The organism is Novosphingobium sp. Gsoil 351 (genome assembly GCF_009707465.1).
Taxonomy (GTDB): Bacteria; Pseudomonadota; Alphaproteobacteria; order Sphingomonadales; family Sphingomonadaceae; genus Novosphingobium.
The window spans coordinates 1,978,755-2,002,624 of sequence record NZ_CP046120.1 but is presented as its reverse complement, the minus strand read 5'-3'; the positions used below and the strand labels follow the sequence as shown (position 1 = coordinate 2,002,624).

The following is a 23,870-nucleotide window of genomic DNA, read 5'->3' as shown; positions in this document are numbered from 1 at the left end:
AAGGCGATCGCGCCGACCGCGACCAGCCCCAGCGCCGCGCGCGGACTGAAGGCGGACGCGGCGCTCAGCGCAAGTCCGCCGCCAGCAAATCGGCCAGCGCGAATTCGGCGTAGGCCGTGCGGGCCGTCACCCAGTCGCCCTCGCCCGCGCCGCGCAAGGCGAACAGGCTGCGCTCGACAACCTGGGCGATCGTCGCGAAGGCGTGGCGGGCGCGATCGGGCAGCGCGCGCGCCGCGCCGATCTCGCGCGCGGTGCTGGCGGGGAGGAGCAGGCCGGGGCGCGCCGCGCCGATCTGGCCGACGCTGCGCAAGAGCAGCAGGTGCGCCGCCTCGCCATAGCGCCCGGCGGCGGCAAGCCGGTCCGCGTCCTCGAGCAGGGCGAGCGCGGCGGCGCGATCGGGGCTCCACTCGGGCGTTTCGGCGACGGCTTCGGCGCGCCGCCTCGCCAGCCACGGGGCGATTGCCAGCACCCACACCAGCCACAGCGCGCCCGCGCCTGCCAGCGTCAGCAGCGTCCCCATCAGCCAGCGCCAGTCCATCCCCAGCAGCTCGCCGAGCGGGCGCAGCAGGCGTTCGAGGAAGCGCCCGACCGCGAGCAGCCATTCGGGCGTGACCGGCGGGGCAGGCGGCGGGACCGGCGCGAACTGGATCGAGGGATCGGCGCGCAGCGCGGCCCACGCCGCGGAATCGCGCGCGGCGGCCTCGGACCCGGCGATGACGCCCCCTGCTTCGCTCACCCGCGCTTGCTCGCACGCGCCGGGCGGCGGTGCAACCTAACCCCGCTCGCGCGCCAAGGGATAAGTCCCCAACAGGCGCAACTGCTTGCAGTGAAACGCCAATTCCGCGAGCGCGCGATCGACCGCGGGATCGCCCGGCGCACCGACGATGTCGGCGTAGAACGTCGTCGCCGAAAAGCTCGCGCCGCGCTGATAGCTTTCCAGCTTGGTCATGTTGACCCCGTTGGTGGCGAACCCGCCCAGCGCCTTGTAGAGCGCGGCGGGGATGTTTTTCACCTCGAACACGAAGCTCGTCATCGTCGCCGGACCCTGCGGCAGGGGATCGAGCGCCTCGCGGGCCAGCACCACGAACCGGGTGGTGTTGTCGGGCGCGTCCTCGACCGCCTCGGCCACGATCCGCAGGCCATAGAGTTCCGCCGCGATGCGGGGCGCGATCGCCGCCGCGGTGAGGTCGCCGAGCTCGGCGACATAGGCCGCCGCGCCGGCGGTGTCGGCATAGCTCAGCGGCACGATCCCCCGCTCGCGGAGGAAATGGCGCGACTGGCCCAGCGCCTGAGGATGGCTGTAGGCCGCCTCGAACGGGCCGTCGCCAGCTTCGGGCAGCGCCATCAGGCAGTGGGTGATCCCCAGGAAATGCTCGCCGACGATCGCCAGCCCGGATTCGGGGAGGAGGAAATGGATGTCCGCCACCCGCCCGTGCTGCGAATTCTCGATCGGGATCATCGCCTGGCCTGCGCGGCCGTCGCGCACCGCCTCCAGCGCGTCTTCGAACGAGAAGCACGGCAACGGCAGCGCGTCGGGGGCGTATTCGGCCAGCGCGCGATGCGAATTGGCGCCGGGCGCGCCCTGGAAAGCGATCGCGCGCGCCGGATCGCCCGCGACTGCGGCGGTGTACGTTTCGACCAGCGCAAGCGCGGCGGGCGGATAACTGTGCATCGGGCGCGCGCTTAGGAGGCTGAAACCTCTGTCCGCAAGCCCAATCGCACTTGCACGCCAATCTGACTTGCGCGCTCGCGGGGGCCTGACTAGAGCAGCGGCCAAATCGGCTGCTTACGGGGCACTGGGGACATGGACGACAGGTTCAACACGATTGCTGGCTGGACGCTGTTCGGCGGGATCGTCGCGCTCGGGCTCGCGAGCGTCAGCCGCCATTACTTCGAGGCCGACAAGGACCATCGTCCGCACAAGATGGGCTATGCGATCGAAGGCGTCGAGGTCGAGGGCGAAGGTGGCGCGGCCGCGGTGCCGCTGCCCACGCTGCTCGCCGCCGCCGATCCGGCCGCGGGCGAGGCGCTTTTCGCCAAGTGCAAGGCCTGCCACACGATCGAGCAGGGCGGGGCCAACGGCATTGGACCCAACCTCTACGGCACGGTCGGCGAGCCGATCGGCAAGGGCAAGGGCGGCTTCGCGTTCTCGGGCGATCTGGCCGGGCACGGCGGCAACTGGGATTTTGCCAATCTCGATGCCTGGCTGACCAGCCCCAAGAAGTTCGCCAGCGGCACCAAGATGAGCTTCGCCGGCCTCTCCAAGCCGGAAGACCGCGCCAACATCATCGTCTATCTCAACAAGCAGGGTTCGAACCTGCCGCTGCCCGCCGCCGAAGCGGCCCCGGCAGCGGACACCGCCGCGGCGGATGCCAAGGCCGCTCCGGCGGAGGCAGCGGCGGCGGGCGAAGACAAGGCGGCGGCGGCCACCACTAAGGCTCCGTAATCGCTCAGCCCGCAGCGGTGGGCGCGACCGGATCGAGATCGAGCAGCCGTCCGTAGAAGCCGCGCAGGACCAGCACGGTCAGCGCCCCGCCACCGCAGATCGCGGTGTTGATCAGCCAGAACGCGCCCGGGCTCATCGTCTCGTACATCCCGCCCATCGGGCCGCTGATGAGGCTCGCCGCCGACACCGCGAGGCTGTTGATCCCGATCAGAGTGCCGCGGAGCGAATAGGGCGCGCGGGTGCCGAAGATGCCGAGCATCGTCGGCGCGAAATAGACCGCCCCGAAGTTCGACATCACGTGGAACCACACCGGCCACAGGATCGGCGCGCGGCCTGCGCCGTAGATCAGTTGGGCGGCGGCAAGCCAGGCGGTCGACAGCGCGAAGATCCCCGCGCCGATCGCCAGCTTGACGTAAAGGTCGGGCTCCCTGCCGCGCTTGGCCTGACGCGACCAGATCCACAGCACCACCGGGGTGAACAGCGCCGGGGCGAGCCCGTCGAGTGACTGCATCCAGGGCACGGGCACGTCGAAGCTGCCGACGCGCATCTCGACGTGATCGCGCACCCAGATGTTGTAGACGTTCCAGATCTGCGCCTGTGCGACCCAGAAGCAGACCGAGATCGGCCAGATCAGAGCGAGGCCCAGCACCCGGCGGCGCTCGCCCGGCGTCAGCGCGGCGCGCGGACCGCGTTCCTCGATCGGGCGCAGCCGCCGCGGCTTTTCGTCGACCAGGTGCCTCTGGCCGACGAGGTAGACGATCAGCCCGATCAGCATGCCGAACCCCGCGATGCCGAACCCGGCGTGCCAGCCCCAGATCGCCGCGACCCCGCCCGCCACGATCGGGGCGATGAACGCCCCGAAGTTGATCGCGAGGTAATAGTACTGGAACGCGTTGACCGAGCGGGAATCGCCTTCGGCATAAAGCGCCTTGACCTGCGCGCTCAGGTTGCCGCGCAGCAGCCCCGCGCCCAGCACCAGCAGCACCAGCGCGAGCAGGAACGAGGCGTCGAACGCCATCGCGAAGTGCCCCGCGGTCATCAGCAGCGCGCCCAGGCTGACCGCCGCCTTGCGCCCTATCAGCCGATCGCCGATCGCCCCGCCGAACAGCGGCATGAAGGTCACGCCCGAAAAATACAGCCCGAAGGTCTGCGTCGCCAGCGCCTGGACCGACAGCGGCCCGGTCATGCCCTCGAGGAAGGCGCGATACCCGGCGAACCCGACGACATGCTCGATCCGCCCCGGCAGCAGCAGTTCGCCCGCCATGTAGAGCGTGAGCATCGCGACCATCCCGTGGAACGAGATGCGGTCCCACAGTTCGGTTCCGGCCAGCACCCACAAGCCCTTGGGCTGGCCGAAGGCTTCGGCGGTCGGCACGCCGGACGGGAGCGCCTGTCCGGCCCGCAGGGCGTCGCCATCGGCATCGATCGCGCTGGTTTCCAAGGGCGGGCACTCCGGGTTTGCTTCGCTACGAAGGGGACAAAATTACACGGTGCGGGCTCGTTTCAAACGCCCTTGAATCCTTGCGCGATCACGTACCACTCCGACGAGCCCTTGCGGCTGGCCGGCGGCTTGGCGTGCTTGACCGCGGCGAAGTGGCGCTTGAGCAGCGCCAGCAGCACCGGATCGGTCCCTCCGGCGAGCACTTTGGCGACGAAGGCGCCGCCCGGCGCGAGCGCGGCGATCGCGAAGTCCGCCGCCGCCTCGACCAGGCCCATCGTCCGCAAATGATCGGTCTGCTTGTGCCCGACGGTGTTGGCGGCCATGTCGGACAGCACCAGGTCGGGCGCGCGGCCCAGCGCCTCGGTCAAGAGGCCGGGCGCTTCGTCGGCCATGAAGTCCATCTGGAACAGCGTGACGCCGGGCAGCGGATCGACCGGGAGCAAATCGATCCCGACGATCGCCGCGCCGGGTGCGCGCTTGGCGACGATCTGCGCCCACCCGCCCGGCGCGATGCCCAGGTCGACCACTGCCTTGGCCCCCTTGAGCAGCGCGAAGCGATCGTCGAGCTCGGCCAGTTTGTAGGCGGCGCGGCTGCGGTAGCCTTCGTCCTTGGCGCGCTTGACGTAAGGGTCGTTGAGCTGGCGGGTGAGCCACCGTGCCGAGGAGGCGGTGCGCTTCTTGGCGGTTTTTAGGCGTTCCCCCGGGTCGCGGCCGGACCGGCTCATGTCTTGTCCGCCTGACGGCGGAAGTCGGCCGCCATCAGGCTGCGCAAAATGCCCTCGCGAATGCCGCGGTCGGCCACGCCCAGACGCTCGGCGGGCCATAGGTCGAGGATCGTCTCGAGGATCGCGCAGCCGGCGACGACCAGGTCGGCGCGCTCGCGGCCGATGCATTGCAACTGGCGGCGCTCGTCGAGGCACATCCCCGAAAGCCGCGCGCTGATGGCGCGCATCGCCTCGACCGGCATGATCAGCCCGTCGACCGCGCGGCGATCGTATTGCGGGAGCTCGAGGTGGAGGCTGGCGAGCGTGGTCACCGTCCCGCTGGTGCCGAGCAGGCGAAGTTCGGCGCCGGCCCCATTGAGTCCGCGCTTGGCCCGCCACGGCTCGATCCGTTCGCCGAACTCGGCGAAGCTGTCCGCAACCAGCCCGCGCATCTGCGCATAATGCCTCGCCAGCGCATCGGGTGACGGGTCGGCCAGGTCGATTCCGTCGCAGCTTTCGGTGAGCGAGACCACGCCCCATGGCACGCTCTGCCAGTCGAGTATCCGGGGCACGCGTTCGCCGCTGTCGATCAGCACGAGCTCGGTCGAGCCGCCGCCGATGTCGAAGATCATCGCCGGACCCTCGCCCTGTTCGAGCAGGATGTGGCAGCCGAGTACTGCCAGCCGAGCTTCCTCCTGCGCGCTGATTACGTCGAGGAAGATGCCGGTCTCGTCGCGCACCCGGGCGATGAACTCGGCGCCGTTGCTCGCTCGCCGGCAGGCCTCGGTGGCGACCGAGCGGGCGAGGTGGACGTTGCGGCGGCGCAGCTTGTCGGCGCAGACGTGGAGCGCGCCGAGCGCGCGGTCCATGGCCTCCTGGCTGAGCACGCCGCTGGTCGCGAGGCCTTCGCCCAGCCTGACGACGCGGCTGAAGGCGTCGATCACGGTGAAGTTTTCGCCCGAGGGCCGCGCGATCAGCAGGCGGCAGTTGTTGGTACCCAGGTCGATCGCGGCGTAGGCTTGGCGGCCCTGCCAGGCGGGGCGGAAATGGGGCTGGGCCGGCTTCGCTACCGGCTCGTCTCGATGCGCCTCGCTGGCCCGCGGCGGCGGGCTCATCTCCGCCATGGTGTGCTTTTCCGAACTCTGTTTTTCGCCAGGCACGATGCCCGCCCCGGGAACCTGACCGCGAGCCTAGCGTCTTGCGCGGTGGGCGGCAAGCGAGGCGCCGAACCGGGCCGGGCCTTGCTTGACTCGACCCCGGCCCCCGCATAGAGGCCCACCCCTCGTTGCCCCGTCGTCTAACGGTAAGACAGCGGACTCTGACTCCGTCAATCGAGGTTCGAATCCTCGCGGGGCATCCAACCGCCCATATTCGCGCGACCGCTCTCCCGCCACCCCGAGGCGTCGCGGCGGTTGGCCGGGAGCAGACATGACCGAACAGAACCCCGCCGCGCCCGACAAGGCCCCGCTGCCCGAGCCGGTGGCCGCCGACCGCGACGTGACGGGCCGCAAATTCCACCGCGCCCGGACCGAGGCCGCGTTCACCGAAAGCCAGGCACCCGACACCGCCCAGACCCGCGATTCGGCCTATCGCCTGGCCTTCCGCGACACCGAGTTCCTGCTGCGCGAGGAACTGCGCCCGGTGCGCTTCCAGCTCGAGCTGCTCAAGTGCGAGATGCTGCTGGAAGAGGCCGGGATCGGCTCGACGCTGGTCTGCTACGGCTCCGCCCGCATTCCCGCGCCCGAGCAGGCCGAGGCCGCGCTGGCCACCGCCAGCACGCCCGAACGGCGCAAGGTGGTCGAGCGCCTGATCGCCAATTCCAAGTACTACGAGGAGGCGCGCAGGCTCGGCCGGCTGGCGGGCGAGTGCAACGTCGTCGAGGACGGCAAGCGCCAGTTCGTGATCTGCTCGGGCGGCGGCCCGTCGATCATGGAGGCGGCCAACCGCGGGGCGCACGAGGCGGGGGCCGAGACCATCGGGCTCAACATCGTCCTGCCGCACGAGCAGGCGCCCAACGAATACGTCACCCCGCACCTCTCGTTTCAGTTCCACTATTTCGCGCTGCGCAAGATGCACTTCCTCCTGCGCGCCCGCGCGGTGGCGGTGTTCCCCGGCGGGTTCGGCACGCTCGACGAATTCATGGAGCTGCTGACCCTGATCCAGACCGGCAAGATGAAGCCGATCCCCATCCTGCTATTCGGGCGCGCGTACTGGAACAAGGTCGTCAATTTCGAAGCGATGGCCGACGAAGGCGTGATCAACCACGCCGACCTCGAGCTGTTCCGCTGGGTCGAGACCGCCGACGAGGCCTGGGGGCATATCGTGGCGTTTTACGGGTTGGAGTGCTGAGCTAACCCCGCGCCTGAGCGTGCCCCAGCGGCCCGGACCCCTCCCCGAACCCCGGCGCCGCGCGTAGCGCCGACCTGACGAATCCCCGCGCCCGGTCAATCGCCTCCTCCAATGGCAGACCCATGCCCAGAAACGTCGCGATCGCGCTCGACAGGGTGCAACCGGTGCCGTGGGTGTGGCGGGTGGCGATGCGCGAGCCTTCGAAGCTGAGCATGCTGCCGTCGGTGCGGACCAGCCGGTCGATCACCGTCGCGCCCTCGGCATCGCCGCCCTTGGCGAGATAGGCGACGCAGCGCGCCGCCATCGCGTCGTCGCCGCCCAGCGCTTCGAGTTCGGCGACGTTGGGCGTGGTGAGCGTCGCCAGCGCCATCAACCGCTCGAACGCGGCAATCGTCTCGGCATCGGCGAGCGCGGCGCCGCTGGTCGCGACCATCACCGGATCGAACACGACGGGCGCGGCCAGCGTTTCGAGCCGGTCGGAGAGCGCGCGCGCGATCGCCGCGGACCCGAGCATCCCGATCTTGATCGCATCGACTCCGATGTCGCTGACGCAAGCGTCGATCTGCGCCGCGACCATCTCGGGCGAGACCTGCTCGACCCGCGTCACTCCGATTGTGTTCTGCGCGGTCAAAGCGGTGATCGCGGTCATCGCGTAGCCGCCGAGCATGGTGATCGTCTTGACGTCCGCCTGGACCCCCGCCCCGCCCGAACTGTCGGACCCGGCGATGGTCAGGATGCGGGGCGGGGGGCTCAACCCTTGAACTTCCGCACCTTGCCCGGCGGAAACTTCGCGTGCAGCGCCTTCGCGCGGCTCGGCCGGTCCATCAGCTCGCCGCCGCAGTTGGGGCAGCGGTCGTCGAGCGCATCGGCGCATTCGGCGCAGAAGGTGCACTCGAACGAGCAGATGAACGCGCCCGGCGCCTCGGCGGGCAGGTCCGCGCCGCAGCGTTCGCAGTCGGGGCGCATCTCAAGCATCGGTTTTCGGCATCAGGCCGCCGCCTCCTCCACCGCCGCGCAGATCGATGCGACCGCCGCCTCGACCTCGCCCGCATCGTCCCCCTCGGCCATGACCCTGATCACCGGTTCGGTGCCCGAGGGGCGGATGACCAGGCGGCCCTTGCCGTTCAGCGCGGCCTCGGCCTCGGCGATGCTGCGCTTGACCGCGTCGTGCTCGAGCGGTTTGCCGCCCGCGAAGCGCACGTTGCGCAGCAGTTGCGGCACCCGGTCGAACAGGTGGAGCACTTCGCTCGCCGGCTTCTTCGCCCGGACCAGCGCGGCGAGCACCTGAAGCGCGGCGATCGTGCCGTCGCCGGTGGTCGCGTGGTCGGTCAGGATCATGTGTCCCGATTGCTCGCCGCCGACGTTGCAGCCTTTCGCGCGCATCGCCTCGAGCACGTGGCGGTCGCCCACCGCGGTCCGCAACAGGCCAATGTCGTGCGCTTCGAGGAACCGTTCGAGGCCGAGATTGGACATCACCGTCGCCACCACCGCGCCGCCTTTGAGCAGCCCCTGTCTGGCCAGGCTCGAGCCGATCAGCGCCATGATCTGGTCGCCGTCGACGGTCTCGCCGCGCTCGTCGACCACGATCAGCCGGTCGGCGTCGCCATCCAGCGCGATCCCGATGTCGGCCTGTTCGGCCACCACCCGCGCCTTGATCGCGGCGAGGCTGGTCGAACCGACCCCGGCGTTGATGTTGGTGCCGTCGGGCTCGACCCCGATCGCGATCACTTCCGCGCCCAGCTCCCATAGCGCCGCGGGCGTCACCTGATAGGCCGCGCCATGGGCGCAATCGACCACGATCTTGAGCCCGTCGAGCCGCACCGAGTCGGGCAGGCTGGCCTTCACCGCGTGGATATAGCGACCGCGCGCATCCTCCACCCGCCGCGCACGGCCGATGTCGCGGGCGTCGGCCAGCGCGATCTCTCCGCCCATCAGCGCCTCGATCCCGAGCTCGGCCTCGTCCGACAGCTTGTAGCCGTCGGGGCCGAACAGCTTGATCCCGTTGTCCTCGAACGGGTTGTGGCTGGCCGAGATCATCACGCCCAGGTCGGCGCGCATCTCGCGGGTGAGCATCGCGATCGCCGGGGTCGGCAGCGGCCCGGTCATGATCACGTCCATGCCGACGCTGGTGAAGCCCGCGACCAGCGCGTTCTCCATCATGTAGCCGGACAGGCGCGTATCCTTGCCGATCACCACGCGGTGGCGGTGCGCCCCGCGCAGGAACCAGGTGCCCGCCGCCTGGCCGACCCGCATCGCGGTGGCGGCGGTCATCGTCCCGGCGTTGGTGCGCCCGCGGATGCCGTCGGTGCCGAAGAACTTGCGTGTCATGTGCGTCCCGAAGCTCGAATTCGCCCGGCGATTGCCATGCCGCGAGCGCCGGGTAATGTCACCCCTCCAGTCGCGGCGGGGAAGCACGGCATGTCCGAAGATCGCAACGCGTCGCCTCTTCCCGAGATCCGCGTGCCCACCGCGTGGACCTTCGCCGGGCTCGTCGCGGGGCTCGCGTCCGGTCTCGCCCTGCGCGACAGCGCTGCGCTGCCCGCGGTGCTGGCGATCGCCGATCCGGTGGGGGCGCTGTGGCTGCGCGGGCTGCAGATGACGATCCTGCCGCTGGTCGCCGCGCTGCTGTTCACCGGGATCGTGCGGACCGTCGCCGCGGCGCGGGGCGGGACGATGGCGCGCGCGTCGGTGGGGCTGTTCGCCGCGATCCTGCTGGCCAGCGCGGTGATGGCGGCGCTGCTGACCCCGCTGCTGCTGGCCTGGTCGCCGGTCCCGCCCGAGGCCGCCGCCGCGCTGAGACTGGCCGACGCGGGCGCGGACGCGCCGCTGCCTACGCTCGCCGACTTCCTCGCCGCGCTCGTCCCCGACAACGTCGTCGCGGCGGCGGCGGGGGGCGCGCTGCTGCCGGTGGTGGTGTTCATGACGCTGTTCGCGCTCGCCTCGACCCGGCTTGGAGGCGAGCCGCGACGGACGCTTCAGCATCTGTTCGAAGCGATCGCCGGGGCTATGCTGGTGGTCGTCGGCTGGGTGCTGGCGCTGGCCCCGATCGGGGTCATGGCGCTGGCGCTGGGGGTGGCGGCGAAGAGCGGCGCGGCCGCGGTCGGGGCGCTGGCGCATTATATCGTCATCGTCAGCACGGTCGGCGGGGTCGTGCTGCTCGGCGCCTACGCGGTCGCGCTGGGCCTGGCCCGGCAAAGCCCGCGCGCGTTCGCCGCGGCGATGCTGGCGCCGCAGACGGTGGCGCTCTCGACCCAGTCCTCGCTAGCCAGCCTGCCCGCGATGCTCTCCGCCGCGCGCCGCCTGGGCCTGAGCGAGACCAGCGCGGACTACGTCCTGCCGCTGGCGGTGGCACTGTTCCGCGCGACCAGCCCGGCGATGAACATCGCGGTCGCGGTCTATGTCGCGCACCTCGCGGGGGTCGAGCTGACGCCCGCAGCGCTCGCCGCGGGGGTCGCGGTGTCGCTGCTCAGCTCGCTGGGCGCGCCCAGCCTGCCCGGCTCGATCAGCTTCATCGCCAACATCGGGCCGATCGCGCTCGCGATGGGCGTGCCGATCGGCCCGCTGGCGCTGCTCGTCGCGGTCGAGATGCTGCCCGACCTCATGCGCACCGTCGGCAATGTGACGATGGACGTCGCGGTCGCCGCGGCGGTCGATCGCCGGGCCCTGCGCGGGCCGCCAAGCTGAACCGCGGATAAACCCCGCCTAAACCGCAGATGAACGGATGCCGCCCGCCCCGGCTCCGGCGCGCTCCGCCGCGCCGGGGGTAGCCAGCGGCGGGGGCACCCGGCACATCGCGCGTCCCTCAAGCACAACAGCACAACGGGACGCAAAATCCATGACCAAGACCATCGTTTCCACCGCCGCGCTCGCGCTCCTCCTCGCCACGGGCGCGACCGCGCAGGCCCAGGTGGGCGCCGGGGTTGGCGCCGGGGTTGGCGCTGGCGTCGGCGCCGTGACCGGCCAGGCCAATGGCGCCGCCAACGGCGCGGTCAACGGCGTCGGCACCACCGCCGATACCGTGGCCGACCGCATCGCCAGCACCTCGGCGCAGGCGTCGGACACCGCGCAGGCGACCGTCGCCACCGCCACCGAGCGGGCGCAGGAAGCCGTCGCCGCGGCGCACGACACCGCCGCCTCGGCCGAGGGCGGCGCCACGGTCTCGGCCGATGCCCATGCCGCGCACACCGCCAAGGGGGGCGCCAAGGTCAAGGCCGGCAAGGACAAGAAGGCCGACTAGCCGCACCGCCACCAGGCGTGGCCCCGCGCGGCGGGTCCGTGAGAACAGGGGCGGCGGGCCCGGTCCGTCGCCCCTTCTTGCATCCGCCGCGTTGGGCTACACCGCCGCCATGGGCGATCTCATCCCCCTTTCGCAGACGCCCCAAGGCGCCCAAATCGTGGACCCGGCCCGAGGATTACGGCCATGTCCTGCCCGCCGCGCAGTGGCGCGGAGAATCGGCCAAACGCTCTGGCCGCCCCAACATCCTCGTCCGTTTCTGGCGGGCGATCCGCTGGTGGCTGGGGATCGTCGTCATCGCCGCGCTGTGGGTGCTGTGGCGCAACGCCATCGCCTTCGCCCCGCCCGCCTTTCTCGAAGCCCGCCCGGTCGCGGTCGACGGTGCGTTCACCCGCTGCGGCGCGGGGCGCGGGGCGCTGTGCGTGGTCGATGGCGATACGCTGAAAATCGCGCAGCGCACCGTCCGCATCGTCGGCATCGACGCCCCCGAAGTCCGCGCCCGCTGCCCGGCCGAGGCGCTCGGCGCCGAACGCGCCACCGCCGTGCTCCAGCGCTGGGTCAACGCCGCCCCGTTCGAACTGGTCCCCCCGGCTCGATCGTCCGACCGACAAATACGGCCGCGAACTGATGACCGCGCGGCGCACGGTGCGCGGGCGGACGGAGACCGCGGCCGAAGTGCTGATCGAGGCCGGGGTGGCCCGGACATATATGGGCGAGGCGCGCGCAAGCTGGTGCTGACGCGCGCGGGGCCGAAAAACCCGCCGCCGCGCGCACCCGGCTGGACCGCCAAACGCCATTATAAAACCTGTGACTTGCGCGCGCCGGCGTCGTCCGCGGCCAGCGCCCGGTCAAGCTGCGCGAGGTGCTGGAGCAGCGCCGAATTGTCGGGCTTCCGCAGGTTTCGGGCATAGCGCCCGGCGTACATGACGACCTGGATCAGGCCATGCTCGCAGCGGTACCCGGCGGACAGACCTGTGGACTTCGCCGATGCGAGATCGACCGGCGCGTGCCGCCGGCCCAGCACCGCGTCCCACGCCGCCGCGAAACCGGCTGCGCCTGCCCGCGCGCGCAGCCGGTACGCGCTCTCGCGCCCGATCCCCAGCCGCCGGCACGCCGCGATCACGCTGCCCGTCTCGGCGATCAGCCCGATCAGCTGCCCCTGCCGCGCGGGCGTCCACCCATCGCGCCGCGCAGGCCGGGGCCCAACCAACCTTTCGTCCTGAAGCCGAGGGTGCCATGACGCGAAGTCATCTAGGCCCCGGCCTCCGCCGGGGCGACGGTTAGAGTTTGAACGCCGCCAGCACGGTCAACCCAACCACCTGCAGGACCGCGATGCCGATGCCGTGGAGCGAGCGGGAGAACGGCTGCTTGCGCGTCTTGTGGCGGAACAGCGCGCGGCCCGCGTAGGCGCCGGGGGTGCCGCCTAGCAGCGCCCAGCCCAGCAACGTCGCCTCCGCGATCCGCCGCCGGCCGTTCTCGGCCGCTACCTTGTCGAACCCGAACGCGGCGAAGACGACGAAGTTCAGCACGATCAGCGCGGTCGCGACGTTGGCGAGGGTGAGGATCGCGTCGAACGGCGGCGGCATCACCGAGGCCTACGGCGCGCCCGGTAAACAAAGCGCAAAACCCCTGTCGCCCACCCGGCGCTTCATCGTCGCCCCGGCGCAGGCCGGTGCCCAACCAACCTCTCGCCAACCCGCGGCTGGCTTCGTATGGCTACTCCGCCGCCTGCGCCCCAGCCGCCTCGCCAAACATATCCGGCTCCCCGGCCTCGACTTCCGCGGCGCCCTCGTTCGCCGCCTCGCCCGTCTTGGCCTTCCTCCGCTGGTCGAAGTTCGACCACACGTCGTTCCAATTGCCCCGTGTGGCGGCCTTCGAATACTCGGTCGCGCGGGTTTCGAAGAAGTTGGCGTGTTCCACCCCGTTGAGCAGCGGGGCGAGCCAGGGGAGGGGGTGGTCCTCGATCATGTAGACCGGCTTGAGGCCGAGCTGGCCCAGGCGCCAGTCGGCGATGTAGCGGATGTAGCGCTTGATCTCGTTGGGGCTCATCCCCGGGACCGGGCCCTGCTCGAACGCCAGGTCGATGAACGCGTCCTCCAGCCTCACGGTCTTCTGGCAGCAATCGATGATGTCTTCCTTCACCGCCTTGGTCAGGCAGTCGCGCTCCTTGGTGAAGGCGTGGAACAGCTTGGTGATGCCTTCGCAGTGGAGGCTTTCGTCGCGGACCGACCAGCTGACGATCTGGCCCATGCCCTTCATCTTGTTGAAGCGCGGGAAGTTCATCAGCATCGCGAAGCTGGCGAACAGTTGCAGCCCTTCGGTGAAGCCGCCGAACATGGCGAGCGTGCGGGCGATGTCCTCGTCGCTGTCGACCCCGAACTGGGCGAGGTAATCGTGCTTGTCGCGCATCTCCTGGTATTCCAGGAACATGCCGTACTCGCTCTCGGGCATGCCGATCGTGTCGAGCAGGTGGCTGTAGGCGGCGATGTGGACGGTCTCCATGTTGGAGAACGCCGCCAGCATCATCTTGATCTCGGTCGGCTTGAACACGCGGCCGTACTTATCGTGGTAGCAATCCTGCACCTCGATGTCGGCCTGGGTGAAGAAGCGGAATATCTGGGTGAGCAGGTTGCGCTCGTGCTCGGAAATCTTCTGCGCCCAATCGCGGCAGTCCTCGCCCAGCGGCACCTCCTCGGGCATCCAGTGGATCTGCTGCTGGCGCTTCCAGAACTCGTAGGCCCACGGGTATTCGAAAGGCTTGTAGGTCTTGCGGGCTTCGAGCAGCGACATGTCAGATTCCCTGTGCGGGTTGGGGTGGGCGAATGGGTGAATATAGGCGAGCGACGCGCGCTGCGTAAGCGGCGGCAGGAACGCGGCGGTGGACAGGTGGCGGCGATTGCGCGGCGCCTCGCCGGGAACGGGCGGGGGCGCGGCGGGTTGATGGTCCGACAGCGCCGGGCGCTTTCCCGGCCGACACCGCAACAGGAGACTTGCCATGACCGATGCCAGCGAACTGCGCGAGCACATGGAAGTGATCGGCGCCGACGGGGTCCACCTCGGCACCATCGACAAGCTCGAGGGCGACCGGATCAAGCTGACCAAGGCCGACAGCGGCATGGGCAGCCATCAGGGCCACCACCACTATATCGCCCGCGGCCTCGTCGCCGACGTCGAGGGCGGCACCGTCCGCCTCAGCGCGACCGCGGCCAACGCCTATGCGATGGAAGAAGAAGAGTAATCCGCGAGAGAGTTCCCTAAACCCTTCGCGGACAGGCGGCCCAACGTCGCCGGAAGGCGCCTCCCCGACGGCCGGGGGGGCGTTTTTCTTTCGGCGCGAGACCAGCCCGACGAATTCCGCTCGTGTCGAGCGAAGTCGAGACACGCTGCGCATGGGTTCAAGATTGCGCACGATCCCTCGACTTCGCTCGGGATGAGCGGGGTTGGGACGTTCGAGCGGGATTGGGCAGGTCACGGGATATAGACCCCCGCCAGCCGCGGCAGCAGCATCGCGATCCCGGCCATGCCGACGCCGAACTCGACGATGCCCGGGCGCGGCGCGGCGGTCTGCGCGCGGAACGCCCGCCACCCGCCGTGGATCGCCAGCGCCGCGCTCACCGCGGCGAGCAGCCATGGCCATGCGGGCAGCGCCATCGTCACCGCGCGGGCTTGAGCGTCATGAGCACCAGCATCAGCGTTCCCAGCACGAACAGCAGCCAACCGTTGATCCGCAAGTAGGTGCGATAGCGCGGGCTGCGGACCCAGCGCAGTTGCTTGATCAGCCACCAGCGCAGGCAGCGCACGATCCGCTCGCGGCGCAAGATCAGCAGCAGGCCGATCACCACCGATACCGCGCCGACCGTCCAGAACACCGCCTCGGGAATACCGTAGATCATCCGCAACACCGCTTCGGGGATACCGCATACCGTCCACGCCGCCCTCCGCGCCGGGGCCTAGCGGCTTACTGACACGCCAGGCATTCCTCGTAGTCGGTCTGGCCCCCAAGCTCGTACTTGGGCGCTTCGGAGGTGTTGTCGGCCTCGACCCCGCCCGCGAATCCGGCGCGCTGCACCGACTTTGAACGCAGGTAATACAGCGACTTGATCCCCCGCTCCCACGCCTGGAAGTGGAGCATCGCCAAATCCCACTTGTCGACATCGGCGGGGATGTACAGGTTCAGGCTCTGCGCCTGGTCGATATACGGCGTGCGGTCGGCCGCGAATTCGAGCAACCAGCGCTGGTCGATCTCGAAGCTGGTCTTGTAGACCGCCTTCTCCTCGGGGCTGAGGAAGTCGAGATGTTGGACCGAACCCCCGCGCTCGAGGATCGAATTCCACACGTTGGTGGAATCCTTCGATTTCGCCTGGAGCAGCTTTTCCAGATACGGGTTCTTGATGGAATAGCTGCCCGACAGCGTCTTGTGGGTATAGATGTTGGCCGGGATCGGCTCGATGCACGCGCTCGTCCCGCCGCAGATGATGCTGATCGAGGCGGTCGGCGCGATCGCCATCTTGCACGAAAAGCGCTGCATCACCCCCATGTCGGCGGCATCGGGACAGGCTCCGCGCTCCTGCGCCAGCATCAGCGACGCCTCGTCGGCCTTGGCGGCGATGTGGCGAAACATCTTGAGGTTCATCGCCTTGGCCATCGCGGTTTCGAAGCCGATGCCCTTGAGCTGGAGGAACGAATGGAAGCCCATCACCCCCATGCCCACCGACCGCTCGCGCATCGCCGAATACTTGGCGCGGGCCATCTCTTCGGGCGCGCGATCGATGTAGTCCTGAAGGACGTTGTCGAGGAAGCGCAGCACGTCCTCGATGAACAGCTCGTCCTTGTTCCACTCGTCCCAGGTTTCTAGGTTGAGCGACGACAGGCAGCACACCGCGGTGCGATCGTTGCCGAGGTGATCGGTGCCCGTCGGCAGCGTTATCTCGCTGCACAGGTTCGAGGTCGAGACCTTGAGCCCCAGGTCGCGGTGATGCTTGGGCATCGTCCGGTTCACCGTGTCGGAGAACACGATGTACGGCTCGCCGGTGGCCAGCCGCGTCTCGACCAGCTTCTGGAACAGGCTGCGCGCGTCGACCTTGCCGCGGACCTCGCCGGTCTTTGGGCTGCGCAGCGCGAACTCCTCGCCGGCGCGCACGGCTTCCATGAACGCGTCGGTCAGCAGCACGCCGTGGTGGAGGTTGAGCGCCTTGCGGTTGAAGTCGCCCGACGGCTTGCGGATTTCGAGGAATTCCTCGATCTCGGGGTGCGAGATGTCGAGATAGACCGCCGCCGAGCCGCGCCGCAGCGAGCCCTGGCTGATCGCCAGCGTCAGACTGTCCATCACCCGCACGAACGGAATGATCCCGCTGGTCTTGCCGTTGAGGCCCACAGGCTCGCCGATTCCGCGGACGTTGCCCCAGTAGGTGCCGATCCCGCCGCCGCGGCTGGCCAGCCAGACGTTCTCGTTCCAGGTGCCGACGATGCCTTCGAGGCTGTCCGAGACCGAGTTGAGATAGCACGAGATCGGCAGGCCGCGGCCGGTGCCGCCGTTCGACAGCACCGGCGTGGCGGGCATGAACCACAGCTTCGAAATATAGTCGTAGAGCCGCTGGGCGTGGCCCTGATCGTCGGCATAGGCATCAGCGACGCGCGCGAACAGGTCCTGATAGGTCTCGCCGGGCAGCAGGTAGCGGTCGTCGAGCGTGTCCTTGCCGAATTCGGTCAAAAGCGCGTCGCGCGCGGTGTCGGTGACGATGTCGAAGCGGCGGGCGTGGATCGCCTTGGAATCGGCGTCCTTGCTCGCGACGGCCGCCGCGGCCAGCGCGCCAGCGGCCATGGCTTCGACCAATCCGGCCGAGCCCGTGTCCGCCCCGGCGCCGTCCTTGTCCATGCTCATCGCCGGCCTCGCTTGCTCGTCACGTTCCAGCGTAGCGGTGAACCCCAGATCCTGCTGCGCCATTGCGACTTCGTCCCTTGTAGTAAAATCCATGCGTCACCCCCGTCCCGGCGGGTCGGCCTGCAGGCCGACGCCACCCCAATTCCTGGCGAACACCCGGCGGACCGCGCGCCGGGCGTTCCGCTTCTGTTCGACTCGACGGGCGAACCCCCGCCATACCATGTCTGGGTCGATCAAAGGGAAAAACTTTTCCCCAGACCCGATCCGATCGGATCGGCTGCCGCTCTTCCGGCGGCATTCGAGCGCCTTCGCCGCGCAAAACCGCGCGTCCCTTGTACTACAAGGTTTTGAGGTGCCCCCGCAACCCAACCACTACCTATAGTGCCTCAATCCAAAATGGACGCAAGAGGGTAAAGCCGTCGATAACCACACGGTTCGTCGCACGCCCGATTCGTTTCGGCGCAGCCTCGCCCATGCTGCAACGCAGCGACGCGTGCTTCGAGCGGACGTTGCGGGATGCGCAAGATGCTAATTGTGCCGTGCGAAATATTTTTCAGTTTTATGACGCGGCTGTGGATTGCGACCGCGGCGTGACGAAGCGCTTGCCCCGCCGATGCCGCCGCGACAGGATGCGGGCATCGTAACCTGCGACGGAGTACAATCCATGATCAACATCATCGGCGCGATCATCTCGGGCCTGATCGTCGGCATCCTCGCGCGGTTCTTCTATCCCGGCACGGTTGGGATGGGCTGGCTGTGGACCATCGGCCTGGGCATAGCCGGCTCGTTGCTCGCGGGCATGGTCACCGCGCGCGGCGCCACCGGCTTCCACCGCGCCGGCTTCATCGCCTCGATCATCGGGGCGATGGTGCTGATCTTTGTGGGGCGCATGCTGCATTTGGGGTGAGGTCGTGGAAGGCCCGTCCCCAACCCCTCCCGCTAGCGGGAGGGGGGTACCGTCGTTCTAGTGCTCAGCCGTTGGCATGTCCTGCGATCGCATCGGCGATCGTCTCGACCAGCGCCAGCGGCAGATCGTGCCCCATGCCCGGAATCTCCACGATCCGCGCTCCGGCAATCGCCGCCACGGTGTCGCGGCCGCCCTCCACCGGAACCAGCGGATCGTCAGCGCCGTGGATCACCAGGGTCGGCGCGGTCACGCCCTTGAGCCGGGCGCGGCGGTCGCCGTCGGCGACGATCGCGGCCATCTGGCGCATCGCGCCGCTGGGGTGAAAGCTGCGATCGTAGTCGCGGGTCACGTTGGCCGCGATCCGCGCGGGGTCGGCGGGATAGCCGGGGCTGCCGATCGCGCGGCTGATCATCCCGCCGCGCTCGAGGATCGCGGCCTTGTCGGCGTCGGGGGCGATCGGCGCGGTCAAGGCGGCCATCGCCTCGGGCTTGGCGGGTGGGAGCATCGGGTTGCCCGTGCTCGACATGATCGAGGTCAGCGACAGCACGCGCTCGGGATGCTCGACCGCGACCAACTGCGCGATCATCCCGCCCATCGAGGCGCCGACGATGTGCGCCTTGGCCACGCCGACCGCGTCGAGCACCGCCACCGCGTCGCCCGCCATCTCGGACAGGGTGTAGGGAACGGCGGGCTTCTTGCCTGTCATGAGCGCCATCACCACGCCAGGGATGTCGGGCACGCCCGCTTCGGTGAACTTGGTCGAGAGGCCGATGTCGCGGTTGTCGTGGCGGATCACATAAAGCCCGCGTTCGACCAGCGCATCGACCAGCTCGATCGGCCACAGCGTCAACTGCGCGCCCAGCCCCATGATCAGCAGCAACGCCGGGTTGGCCGAATCGCCATGGGTTTCGTATTCGAGGGTGATGCCGTTATGGGTTGTCTGGGGCATTTGGACTTCCTGTTTGAGTAGCTCAGAAAAGATCCGCTCATGGCGAGCGTAGTCGAGACAGCGCGCGCAACTGCGCACCGTTGCGCCAGCGTCCCTCGACTTCGCTCGGATGAGCGGGGTGGAAGGATCAGTTAGGGCACCAGCACCGTATCGCGCGCGATGAGGTCGGTTTCGGGGTAATCGAGGATATAGTGCAAGCCCCGGCTCTCGTGGCGGGCGAGCGCGGAGCGGACGATCAGGTCGGCGCATTGGAGGAGGTTGCGCAGCTCGATCAGGTCGGTGCTGATGCGGAAATGGCCGTAGTAGTCCTCAACCTCGCCGGTCATCATCGCGATCCGGTGCTGCGCGCGTTCGAGCCGCTTGGTGGTCCGCACGATCCCGACGTAGTTCCACATGAACCGGCGGATCTCGGTCCAGTTCTGCTTGATGATAACCTCTTCATCCGAATCGGTGACGCGGCTCTCGTCCCAGGCGCGGACCGGGGGCGGGGCCTCGAATTGCTCCCAGCGGGCAAGGATGTCGGCCGCCGCCGCCTCGCCGAAGACGAAGCATTCGAGGAGGCTGTTGGAGGCGAGGCGGTTGGCGCCGTGGAGCCCGCTTTCGGTGCATTCGCCCGCGGCGTAGAGCCCCGGCAGGTCGGTTCGCCCGGCCAGGTCGATCACGATCCCACCGCAGGTGTAGTGCTGTGCGGGCACCACCGGGATCGGCTGTGTGGTCATGTCGATGCCCAGCCCGAGCAGCTTTTCGTGGATCGTCGGGAAGTGGTGCCGCACGAACTCGGGCGGTTGGTGGCTGATGTCGAGGTGGACGAAATCCAGCCCGTCGCGCTTGATCTCGGCGTCGTTGGCGCGGGCAACGATGTCGCGCGGGGCGAGCTCGGCCCGCTCGTCATAATCGGGCATGTAGCGGTGGCCGGTGCGCGGGTTGAGCAGGTGGCCACCTTCACCGCGTACCGCCTCGGTGATCAGGAAGTTCTTGACCTCGAGGTTGTAGAGGCAGGTCGGGTGGAACTGCATCATCTCCATGTTGCCGACCCGGCAGCCCGCGCGCCAGGCCATGGCGATGCCGTCGCCAGTGGCGCCGCGCGGCGCGGTGCTGAACTGATAGACCCGGCCCGCGCCGCCGCTCGCCAGGATCGTCGCGCGGGCGGTGTGCGCCTCGACCGCGCCGGTCGCCTCGTCGAGCGCGTAGACCCCCCAGACCCGGCCCGACCCGGAATAGCGCGCCTCGTGCCGCCCGGTGATCAGGTCGACGCAGGCGCGGCCGGGCAGCAGGGTGATGTTGGGATTGGCCTGGGCGGCCTTGAGCAGCGCCTCCTGCACCGCCCAGCCAGTGGCGTCATCGACATGGACGATACGGCGATGGCTGTGCCCGCCCTCGCGGGTGAGATGGAGCTCTTTGGCCTCGGTGTTGAAGGGCACGCCCAGCTCGATCAGCCGCTGGATCGAGCGGGGGGCTTGGCCGATCACATATTCGACTGTCTCCAGCCGGTTGAGTCCGGCTCCGGCGATCATCGTGTCGCGGATGTGGTTTTCGAAAGTGTCGCCCTCGTCGAGCACCGCCGCGATCCCGCCCTGCGCCCACGCGGTCGATCCGCCGGTGAGCGTGCCCTTGGCAAGCACGAGGACGCGCTTGGTCTCGGCCAGCGCCAGCGCGGCGGTCAGGCCGGCGGCGCCCGAGCCGACGACGATGACGTCGAAATTGGTGCCCTCGCCCAGCGTCAGGCCGCCTTCATCGTCGTGTGCGGCAACGCAATCGTTTCGAGCGTGGACAGGTCGAGCAATTTTGAAGCGCTATCGCTGTCGAACCCGACGACATGGCCGTCGGCGTCGATATCGGGGTTCAAACCAGCCACTATCTCGCGCACTTCCACACCCGCGCCGTCACGCAGTTCGATATAGAGACTGTCGGTCTCGGCGTAGTAGTGCAGCTTCATGGTGCGTCCTCGCGAAAGGTGCGATCTACAAAGGCGTTGTGGATGGTTGTGCGGTCTTCAAGTGTTACGACCCGCAGGATGCGCGGCCTGTCTTCGTTTGGCAACGTGACCGTGCCCAAATGCCGGACTCGGCCATCGTCCCGTATTTCGGTCCTGACTGGCTTGGCGATCACACCCAGACACAGATCGATGGTCAGGTAAGGTCGCTTGCGCAAGACTTGCTCGTCGAAATAGCGCGTCGTCGTCACCCCCTAGGCCGCCTCTTTCGGCGCGCTGGTCAGGTGGAGGAACACATCCTCAAGGTCGGGTTCCCGGGTCGAGACGTCGGCGATCGCAAAGCCCTGGCCTTGCAGCACCGACAACACTTCGCCCGCGTTCATGCGGTCGCGATCATAGGTGATCTCGACCGTGCGTTCGCCGGTGCGCGCGCTCTTGACGAAGGCGGGGTGGACCGGGGCCTCGGCGATGTCGCGGTCGAGCGTCAGCACCACCACCTTCTCGCGCGCCATTCCGACGAGTTCGCGGGTGGGTTTGTCGGCGATCAGGCGACCGTGGTTGATGATCGCGATGCGATCGCACAGCTCCTCGGCTTCCTCGAGGTAGTGGGTAGTCAGGACCACCGTCACGCCTTCGTCGTTGAGCCGCCGGACGAGCACCCACAACTGCTGGCGCAGTTCGACATCGACCCCCGCTGTGGGTTCGTCGAGCACCAGCACCGGGGGCGAGTGGACCATCGCCTTGGCGATCAGCAGGCGGCGCTTCATGCCGCCCGACAGGGTTCGGGCATAAGCCTCGGCCTTGTCCGCGAGGTGGACCTCGCGCAGCAGCGCCAATGTGCGGCGCAGTTCCTTGGGCACGCCATAGAGGCCGGCCTGGATTTCGAGCACCTCGGCGGGGGTGAAGAACGGATCGAACACGATTTCTTGCGGGACGATCCCGATCGCGGCCTTGGCGTTCTTGCGCTCGCGGTCGATGTCGAAGCCCCAGATGGCGGCGCTGCCGCCGGTCTTGTCGACCATCCCCGCGAGGATGTTGATCAGCGTCGACTTGCCTGCGCCGTTGGGGCCGAGCAGCCCAAAGATCTGGCCCTGCGGCACGTCGAAGCTGACATCGTCGAGCGCCAGCTTGCCCGGCGCGCCCTTGAACGCGGCATAGCGCTTGACGAGGTTGCGTATCGAGATCGCGGGGCCGGTGTTCATGGGTAGCGCGACTGCCCCAACGCGAGGGCCGCGTAAACCCCATTGGCGGGTCGGGCACGCGCTGCTAACGGCGCGGACCATGATCCCGCCGCCCGAAACCGTCCTGGTCGAAACCACTCGCGTGAAGTGCGACGGAGCCACGGACATCGCTCCCGCGCTCGGCCACCCTCGTGTGTGGCTGGAGATCGACGAGCAGGGCTACGTCGATTGCGGCTATTGCGACCGCCGCTTCGTGTTGCGGGGCGGGCCGGCGGACGGGGTGAACCAGAAGACCATGCTCGATATTTCGGGCGGAATGAGCCTCTAGCACTCCGGCGCGGGTTTTGGTTTGGGGAAGCGCTGCTTCGCCCTATATCGGCTGGCATGACGCTCACCGACCCCCGCTCGCTGCTCTACGCCCCCGACAAGCTCTCGCCCGAAGAGGCGCAGCGGCTGACCGCCGACGCCCTGTCGCGATGTGACGACGGCGAGCTCTACCTCCAGTTCGTCGCCACGGAGAGCTTCGGGTTCGACGACGGGCGGCTCAAGACGGCCGACTATTCGCGCGATGCCGGGTTCGGCTTGCGCGGGGTTTCGGGCGAGATGACCGGGTTCGCCCACGCCAACGAGATTTCGCGCGACGCGGTCCGCCGCGCCGCCGAAACTTTGACCCTGCTGGATCCCGCAAAAGGCCGTCCCGCGCCGCCGCCGCGCCGTTCCAACCGGCACCTCTACACCGACGCCAGCCCACTCGATGCGATCCCCTTCGCCGAGAAGGTCAAACTGCTCGAAACCATCGACGCCGCGGCGCGTGCGCGCGATCCGCGCGTCGCCCAGGTCTCGGCCTCGCTTTCGGGGAGCTGGTCGGTGGTCGAGATCGTCCGCGCCGACGGTTTCGTCGCGCACGACATCCGCCCGCTGGTGCGGCTCAACGTCAGCATCGTTGCCGAGAAGGACGGCCGCCGCGAAACCGGAAGCTTCGGGATCGGCGGACGTTGGTTGTATGACCGGCTGTTCGAGCCCGCGACCTGGAACCGCGCGATAGACACCGCGCTGGCGCAGGCGCTGGCCAATCTCGAAAGCGTAGCCGCGCCCGCGGGCGAGATGACCGTGCTGCTCGGCCCAGGCTGGCCCGGGGTGCTGCTCCACGAAGCGGTCGGTCACGGCCTCGAAGGCGACTTCAACCGCAAGGGCACCAGCGCGTTCTCGGGCCGGATCGGTGAGCGCGTCGGCGCGCCCGGGGTGACGGTGGTCGACGACGGCACGCTGCTGGGCGCCAACGGCGAGGGCCGCCGCGGATCGCTGAGCATCGACGACGAAGGCACCCCGACGCAGGAGAACGTGCTGATCGAGGATGGCATCCTCAAGGGCTACATCCAGGATCGCCTTAACGCCCGGCTGATGGGCGTGGCTCCAACGGGCAACGGGCGCCGCGAGAGTTTCGCCCACGCGCCAATGCCGCGGATGACCAACACTTTCATGCGCGGCGGCAACGACGACCCCGCCGAGCTCCTCAGCCGGGTCAAGAACGGCATCTTCGCCAAAAGCTTCGGGGGCGGCCAGGTCGACATCGTCTCGGGCAAATTCGTGTTCAGTTGCACCGAAGCCTACAAGATCGAGAACGGCAGGTTGGGCGCGCCGATCAAGGGCGCGACGCTGATCGGGGACGGTCCCAGCGTGCTCACCCGCGTCACCGGGATCGGCAACGATATGGCGCTCGACGAAGGCGTGGGCATCTGCGGCAAGGGCGGCCAGAGCGTACCCGCCGGGGTCGGCCAGCCGACACTGCTGGTTGCGGGGCTGACGGTCGGCGGCACCGCCTGATCCTTGCGGTCATTGCGGGTT

Annotated in this window: 28 protein-coding genes and 1 tRNA gene; 9 read left to right on the top strand and 20 right to left on the bottom strand. The window is 68.9% G+C overall.

What is annotated here, in order from left to right:
- Positions 1-64: 64 nt before the first annotated feature.
- Both GKE62_RS09640 and GKE62_RS09635 read right to left on the bottom strand, forming a co-directional pair.
- The gene (locus GKE62_RS09640; RefSeq protein WP_154692059.1) at positions 65-736 is read right to left on the bottom strand and encodes a hypothetical protein; all 672 of its coding nucleotides are present in this window, start codon (positions 734-736) and stop codon (positions 65-67) included.
- A gap of 36 nt (positions 737-772) precedes the next feature.
- Positions 773-1,672 (bottom strand): prephenate dehydratase, encoded by a 900-nt coding sequence (locus GKE62_RS09635; RefSeq protein WP_154692058.1) that lies wholly within the window; start codon positions 1,670-1,672, stop codon positions 773-775.
- Positions 1,673-1,804: 132 nt separating this feature from the next.
- Here GKE62_RS09635 and GKE62_RS09630 point away from each other — a divergent pair, with 132 nt between their 5' ends.
- On the top strand, positions 1,805-2,446 hold the full coding sequence (locus GKE62_RS09630) for a cytochrome c family protein (protein ID WP_154692057.1): 642 nt from the start codon (positions 1,805-1,807) through the stop codon (positions 2,444-2,446).
- A 4-nt stretch (positions 2,447-2,450) separates the two neighbouring features.
- Here GKE62_RS09630 and GKE62_RS09625 read toward each other — a convergent pair whose 3' ends face one another.
- The 3 genes from GKE62_RS09625 to GKE62_RS09615 all read right to left on the bottom strand — a co-directional run bounded on the left by GKE62_RS09625 (position 2,451) and on the right by GKE62_RS09615 (position 5,751).
- Positions 2,451-3,887, bottom strand: coding sequence for a peptide MFS transporter (locus GKE62_RS09625; protein ID WP_230206610.1), 1,437 nt, complete (start codon positions 3,885-3,887; stop codon positions 2,451-2,453).
- A gap of 62 nt (positions 3,888-3,949) precedes the next feature.
- On the bottom strand, positions 3,950-4,612 hold the full coding sequence (locus GKE62_RS09620; protein ID WP_154692056.1) for an RlmE family RNA methyltransferase: 663 nt from the start codon (positions 4,610-4,612) through the stop codon (positions 3,950-3,952).
- Positions 4,609-5,751 (bottom strand): Ppx/GppA phosphatase family protein, encoded by a 1,143-nt coding sequence (locus GKE62_RS09615; protein ID WP_230206609.1) that lies wholly within the window; start codon positions 5,749-5,751, stop codon positions 4,609-4,611. Before GKE62_RS09615 ends, GKE62_RS09620 begins: the two co-directional genes overlap by 4 nt.
- Positions 5,752-5,877: 126 nt before the next feature.
- Here GKE62_RS09615 and GKE62_RS09610 point away from each other — a divergent pair.
- Both GKE62_RS09610 and GKE62_RS09605 read left to right on the top strand, forming a co-directional pair.
- Positions 5,878-5,951: transfer RNA gene (locus GKE62_RS09610), tRNA-Gln, on the top strand.
- Positions 5,952-6,019: 68 nt separating this feature from the next.
- On the top strand, positions 6,020-6,940 hold the full coding sequence (locus tag GKE62_RS09605; RefSeq protein ID WP_154692055.1) for a TIGR00730 family Rossman fold protein: 921 nt from the start codon (positions 6,020-6,022) through the stop codon (positions 6,938-6,940).
- A gap of 1 nt (position 6,941) precedes the next feature.
- On the opposite strand, the gene thiD is transcribed toward GKE62_RS09605, so the two are convergent.
- Genes thiD through glmM form a run of 3 tightly spaced genes read right to left on the bottom strand, consistent with a single transcriptional unit; the run spans position 6,942 to position 9,268 of the window.
- Positions 6,942-7,694 (bottom strand): bifunctional hydroxymethylpyrimidine kinase/phosphomethylpyrimidine kinase, encoded by a 753-nt coding sequence (gene thiD, locus GKE62_RS09600; RefSeq protein WP_154692054.1) that lies wholly within the window; start codon positions 7,692-7,694, stop codon positions 6,942-6,944.
- Positions 7,691-7,915: a DUF1272 domain-containing protein gene (locus GKE62_RS09595; RefSeq protein WP_154692053.1), complete on the bottom strand. Its 225-nt coding sequence runs from the start codon at positions 7,913-7,915 to the stop codon at positions 7,691-7,693. The genes thiD and GKE62_RS09595 overlap by 4 nt, the downstream gene beginning before the upstream one ends.
- 12 nt (positions 7,916-7,927) lie before the next feature.
- Complete coding sequence (glmM, locus tag GKE62_RS09590; protein WP_154692052.1) at positions 7,928-9,268, bottom strand: phosphoglucosamine mutase; 1,341 nt, start codon at positions 9,266-9,268, stop codon at positions 7,928-7,930.
- Positions 9,269-9,358: 90 nt separating this feature from the next.
- Between glmM and GKE62_RS09585 the strand changes: the two genes are divergently transcribed.
- Together GKE62_RS09585 and GKE62_RS09580 are read left to right on the top strand one after the other, a co-directional pair.
- The gene (locus GKE62_RS09585; RefSeq protein ID WP_154692051.1) at positions 9,359-10,624 is read left to right on the top strand and encodes a dicarboxylate/amino acid:cation symporter; all 1,266 of its coding nucleotides are present in this window, start codon (positions 9,359-9,361) and stop codon (positions 10,622-10,624) included.
- A gap of 151 nt (positions 10,625-10,775) precedes the next feature.
- Positions 10,776-11,177, top strand: a complete 402-nt coding sequence (locus tag GKE62_RS09580) for a hypothetical protein (RefSeq protein WP_154692050.1) — start codon at positions 10,776-10,778, stop codon at positions 11,175-11,177.
- 175 nt (positions 11,178-11,352) lie between these two features.
- Here the strand turns inward: GKE62_RS09580 and GKE62_RS09575 are convergent, their stop codons facing one another.
- The 4 genes from GKE62_RS09575 to GKE62_RS09560 all read right to left on the bottom strand — a co-directional run bounded on the left by GKE62_RS09575 (position 11,353) and on the right by GKE62_RS09560 (position 13,964).
- Positions 11,353-11,712, bottom strand: coding sequence for a hypothetical protein (locus tag GKE62_RS09575; protein ID WP_195908330.1), 360 nt, complete (start codon positions 11,710-11,712; stop codon positions 11,353-11,355).
- A gap of 258 nt (positions 11,713-11,970) precedes the next feature.
- Entirely contained in the window at positions 11,971-12,384 is a 414-nt protein-coding gene (locus GKE62_RS09570) for a hypothetical protein (RefSeq protein WP_154692048.1), read from the bottom strand.
- Between the two features lie 70 nt (positions 12,385-12,454).
- The gene (locus GKE62_RS09565) at positions 12,455-12,760 is read right to left on the bottom strand and encodes a DUF1294 domain-containing protein (RefSeq protein ID WP_154692047.1); all 306 of its coding nucleotides are present in this window, start codon (positions 12,758-12,760) and stop codon (positions 12,455-12,457) included.
- Positions 12,761-12,890: 130 nt separating this feature from the next.
- Entirely contained in the window at positions 12,891-13,964 is a 1,074-nt protein-coding gene (locus GKE62_RS09560) for a ribonucleotide-diphosphate reductase subunit beta (protein ID WP_154693653.1), read from the bottom strand.
- A gap of 205 nt (positions 13,965-14,169) precedes the next feature.
- Here GKE62_RS09560 and GKE62_RS09555 point away from each other — a divergent pair, with 205 nt between their 5' ends.
- Positions 14,170-14,412, top strand: coding sequence for a DUF2171 domain-containing protein (locus GKE62_RS09555; protein ID WP_154692046.1), 243 nt, complete (start codon positions 14,170-14,172; stop codon positions 14,410-14,412).
- Between the two features lie 230 nt (positions 14,413-14,642).
- On the opposite strand, the gene GKE62_RS09550 is transcribed toward GKE62_RS09555, so the two are convergent.
- The 3 genes from GKE62_RS09550 to GKE62_RS09540 all read right to left on the bottom strand — a co-directional run bounded on the left by GKE62_RS09550 (position 14,643) and on the right by GKE62_RS09540 (position 17,148).
- On the bottom strand, positions 14,643-14,825 hold the full coding sequence (locus GKE62_RS09550; RefSeq protein ID WP_154692045.1) for a hypothetical protein: 183 nt from the start codon (positions 14,823-14,825) through the stop codon (positions 14,643-14,645).
- A gap of 2 nt (positions 14,826-14,827) precedes the next feature.
- Positions 14,828-15,067, bottom strand: a complete 240-nt coding sequence (locus GKE62_RS09545) for a hypothetical protein (RefSeq protein WP_154692044.1) — start codon at positions 15,065-15,067, stop codon at positions 14,828-14,830.
- Positions 15,068-15,132: 65 nt separating this feature from the next.
- The gene (locus GKE62_RS09540; protein WP_154692043.1) at positions 15,133-17,148 is read right to left on the bottom strand and encodes a ribonucleoside-diphosphate reductase subunit alpha; all 2,016 of its coding nucleotides are present in this window, start codon (positions 17,146-17,148) and stop codon (positions 15,133-15,135) included.
- Positions 17,149-17,719: 571 nt separating this feature from the next.
- Between GKE62_RS09540 and GKE62_RS09535 the strand changes: the two genes are divergently transcribed.
- Positions 17,720-17,962 (top strand): GlsB/YeaQ/YmgE family stress response membrane protein, encoded by a 243-nt coding sequence (locus tag GKE62_RS09535; RefSeq protein ID WP_154692042.1) that lies wholly within the window; start codon positions 17,720-17,722, stop codon positions 17,960-17,962.
- 64 nt (positions 17,963-18,026) lie between these two features.
- On the opposite strand, the gene GKE62_RS09530 is transcribed toward GKE62_RS09535, so the two are convergent.
- The 5 genes from GKE62_RS09530 to GKE62_RS09510 form a co-directional block, all read right to left on the bottom strand.
- A complete protein-coding gene (locus tag GKE62_RS09530; protein WP_154692041.1) occupies positions 18,027-18,911 on the bottom strand; it encodes an alpha/beta fold hydrolase in 885 nt (294 codons plus the stop codon).
- A gap of 131 nt (positions 18,912-19,042) precedes the next feature.
- Positions 19,043-20,629: an L-aspartate oxidase gene (nadB, locus tag GKE62_RS09525; protein ID WP_154692040.1), complete on the bottom strand. Its 1,587-nt coding sequence runs from the start codon at positions 20,627-20,629 to the stop codon at positions 19,043-19,045.
- A gap of 2 nt (positions 20,630-20,631) precedes the next feature.
- A complete protein-coding gene (locus GKE62_RS09520) occupies positions 20,632-20,847 on the bottom strand; it encodes a DUF2283 domain-containing protein (protein WP_154692039.1) in 216 nt (71 codons plus the stop codon).
- Positions 20,844-21,095, bottom strand: a complete 252-nt coding sequence (locus GKE62_RS09515) for a hypothetical protein (RefSeq protein ID WP_154692038.1) — start codon at positions 21,093-21,095, stop codon at positions 20,844-20,846. The genes GKE62_RS09520 and GKE62_RS09515 overlap by 4 nt, the downstream gene beginning before the upstream one ends.
- Positions 21,096-21,098: 3 nt before the next feature.
- On the bottom strand, positions 21,099-22,046 hold the full coding sequence (locus tag GKE62_RS09510; RefSeq protein ID WP_154692037.1) for an ABC transporter ATP-binding protein: 948 nt from the start codon (positions 22,044-22,046) through the stop codon (positions 21,099-21,101).
- 79 nt (positions 22,047-22,125) lie between these two features.
- Here GKE62_RS09510 and GKE62_RS09505 point away from each other — a divergent pair, with 79 nt between their 5' ends.
- Both GKE62_RS09505 and tldD read left to right on the top strand, forming a co-directional pair.
- Positions 22,126-22,353, top strand: a complete 228-nt coding sequence (locus GKE62_RS09505; RefSeq protein ID WP_154692036.1) for a zinc-finger domain-containing protein — start codon at positions 22,126-22,128, stop codon at positions 22,351-22,353.
- Between the two features lie 56 nt (positions 22,354-22,409).
- A complete protein-coding gene (tldD, locus tag GKE62_RS09500) occupies positions 22,410-23,849 on the top strand; it encodes a metalloprotease TldD (protein WP_154692035.1) in 1,440 nt (479 codons plus the stop codon).
- The last annotated feature ends 21 nt before the right edge of the window (positions 23,850-23,870 follow it).

Excerpts from the sequence above, each read along its gene's own strand:
- GKE62_RS09550 (WP_154692045.1), bottom strand. The coding sequence starts at position 14,825 with ATGGCGCTGCCCGCATGGCCATGGCTGCTCGCCGCGGTGAGCGCGGCG.
- tldD (WP_154692035.1), top strand. The coding sequence starts at position 22,410 with ATGACGCTCACCGACCCCCGCTCGCTGCTCTACGCCCCCGACAAGCTC.
- GKE62_RS09520 (WP_154692039.1), bottom strand. The coding sequence starts at position 20,847 with ATGAAGCTGCACTACTACGCCGAGACCGACAGTCTCTATATCGAACTG.
- GKE62_RS09585 (WP_154692051.1), top strand. The coding sequence starts at position 9,359 with ATGTCCGAAGATCGCAACGCGTCGCCTCTTCCCGAGATCCGCGTGCCC.
- GKE62_RS09580 (WP_154692050.1), top strand. The coding sequence starts at position 10,776 with ATGACCAAGACCATCGTTTCCACCGCCGCGCTCGCGCTCCTCCTCGCC.
- GKE62_RS09505 (WP_154692036.1), top strand. The coding sequence starts at position 22,126 with ATGATCCCGCCGCCCGAAACCGTCCTGGTCGAAACCACTCGCGTGAAG.
- GKE62_RS09510 (WP_154692037.1), bottom strand. The coding sequence starts at position 22,046 with ATGAACACCGGCCCCGCGATCTCGATACGCAACCTCGTCAAGCGCTAT.
- GKE62_RS09630 (WP_154692057.1), top strand. The coding sequence starts at position 1,805 with ATGGACGACAGGTTCAACACGATTGCTGGCTGGACGCTGTTCGGCGGG.
- GKE62_RS09545 (WP_154692044.1), bottom strand. The coding sequence starts at position 15,067 with ATGATCTACGGTATTCCCGAGGCGGTGTTCTGGACGGTCGGCGCGGTA.
- GKE62_RS09555 (WP_154692046.1), top strand. The coding sequence starts at position 14,170 with ATGACCGATGCCAGCGAACTGCGCGAGCACATGGAAGTGATCGGCGCC.
- GKE62_RS09540 (WP_154692043.1), bottom strand. The coding sequence starts at position 17,148 with ATGGATTTTACTACAAGGGACGAAGTCGCAATGGCGCAGCAGGATCTG.
- GKE62_RS09605 (WP_154692055.1), top strand. The coding sequence starts at position 6,020 with ATGACCGAACAGAACCCCGCCGCGCCCGACAAGGCCCCGCTGCCCGAG.
- GKE62_RS09620 (WP_154692056.1), bottom strand. The coding sequence starts at position 4,612 with ATGAGCCGGTCCGGCCGCGACCCGGGGGAACGCCTAAAAACCGCCAAG.
- GKE62_RS09595 (WP_154692053.1), bottom strand. The coding sequence starts at position 7,915 with ATGCTTGAGATGCGCCCCGACTGCGAACGCTGCGGCGCGGACCTGCCC.
- GKE62_RS09535 (WP_154692042.1), top strand. The coding sequence starts at position 17,720 with ATGATCAACATCATCGGCGCGATCATCTCGGGCCTGATCGTCGGCATC.
- GKE62_RS09560 (WP_154693653.1), bottom strand. The coding sequence starts at position 13,964 with ATGTCGCTGCTCGAAGCCCGCAAGACCTACAAGCCTTTCGAATACCCG.
- GKE62_RS09530 (WP_154692041.1), bottom strand. The coding sequence starts at position 18,911 with ATGCCCCAGACAACCCATAACGGCATCACCCTCGAATACGAAACCCAT.
- GKE62_RS09565 (WP_154692047.1), bottom strand. The coding sequence starts at position 12,760 with ATGCCGCCGCCGTTCGACGCGATCCTCACCCTCGCCAACGTCGCGACC.
- glmM (WP_154692052.1), bottom strand. The coding sequence starts at position 9,268 with ATGACACGCAAGTTCTTCGGCACCGACGGCATCCGCGGGCGCACCAAC.
- GKE62_RS09635 (WP_154692058.1), bottom strand. The coding sequence starts at position 1,672 with ATGCACAGTTATCCGCCCGCCGCGCTTGCGCTGGTCGAAACGTACACC.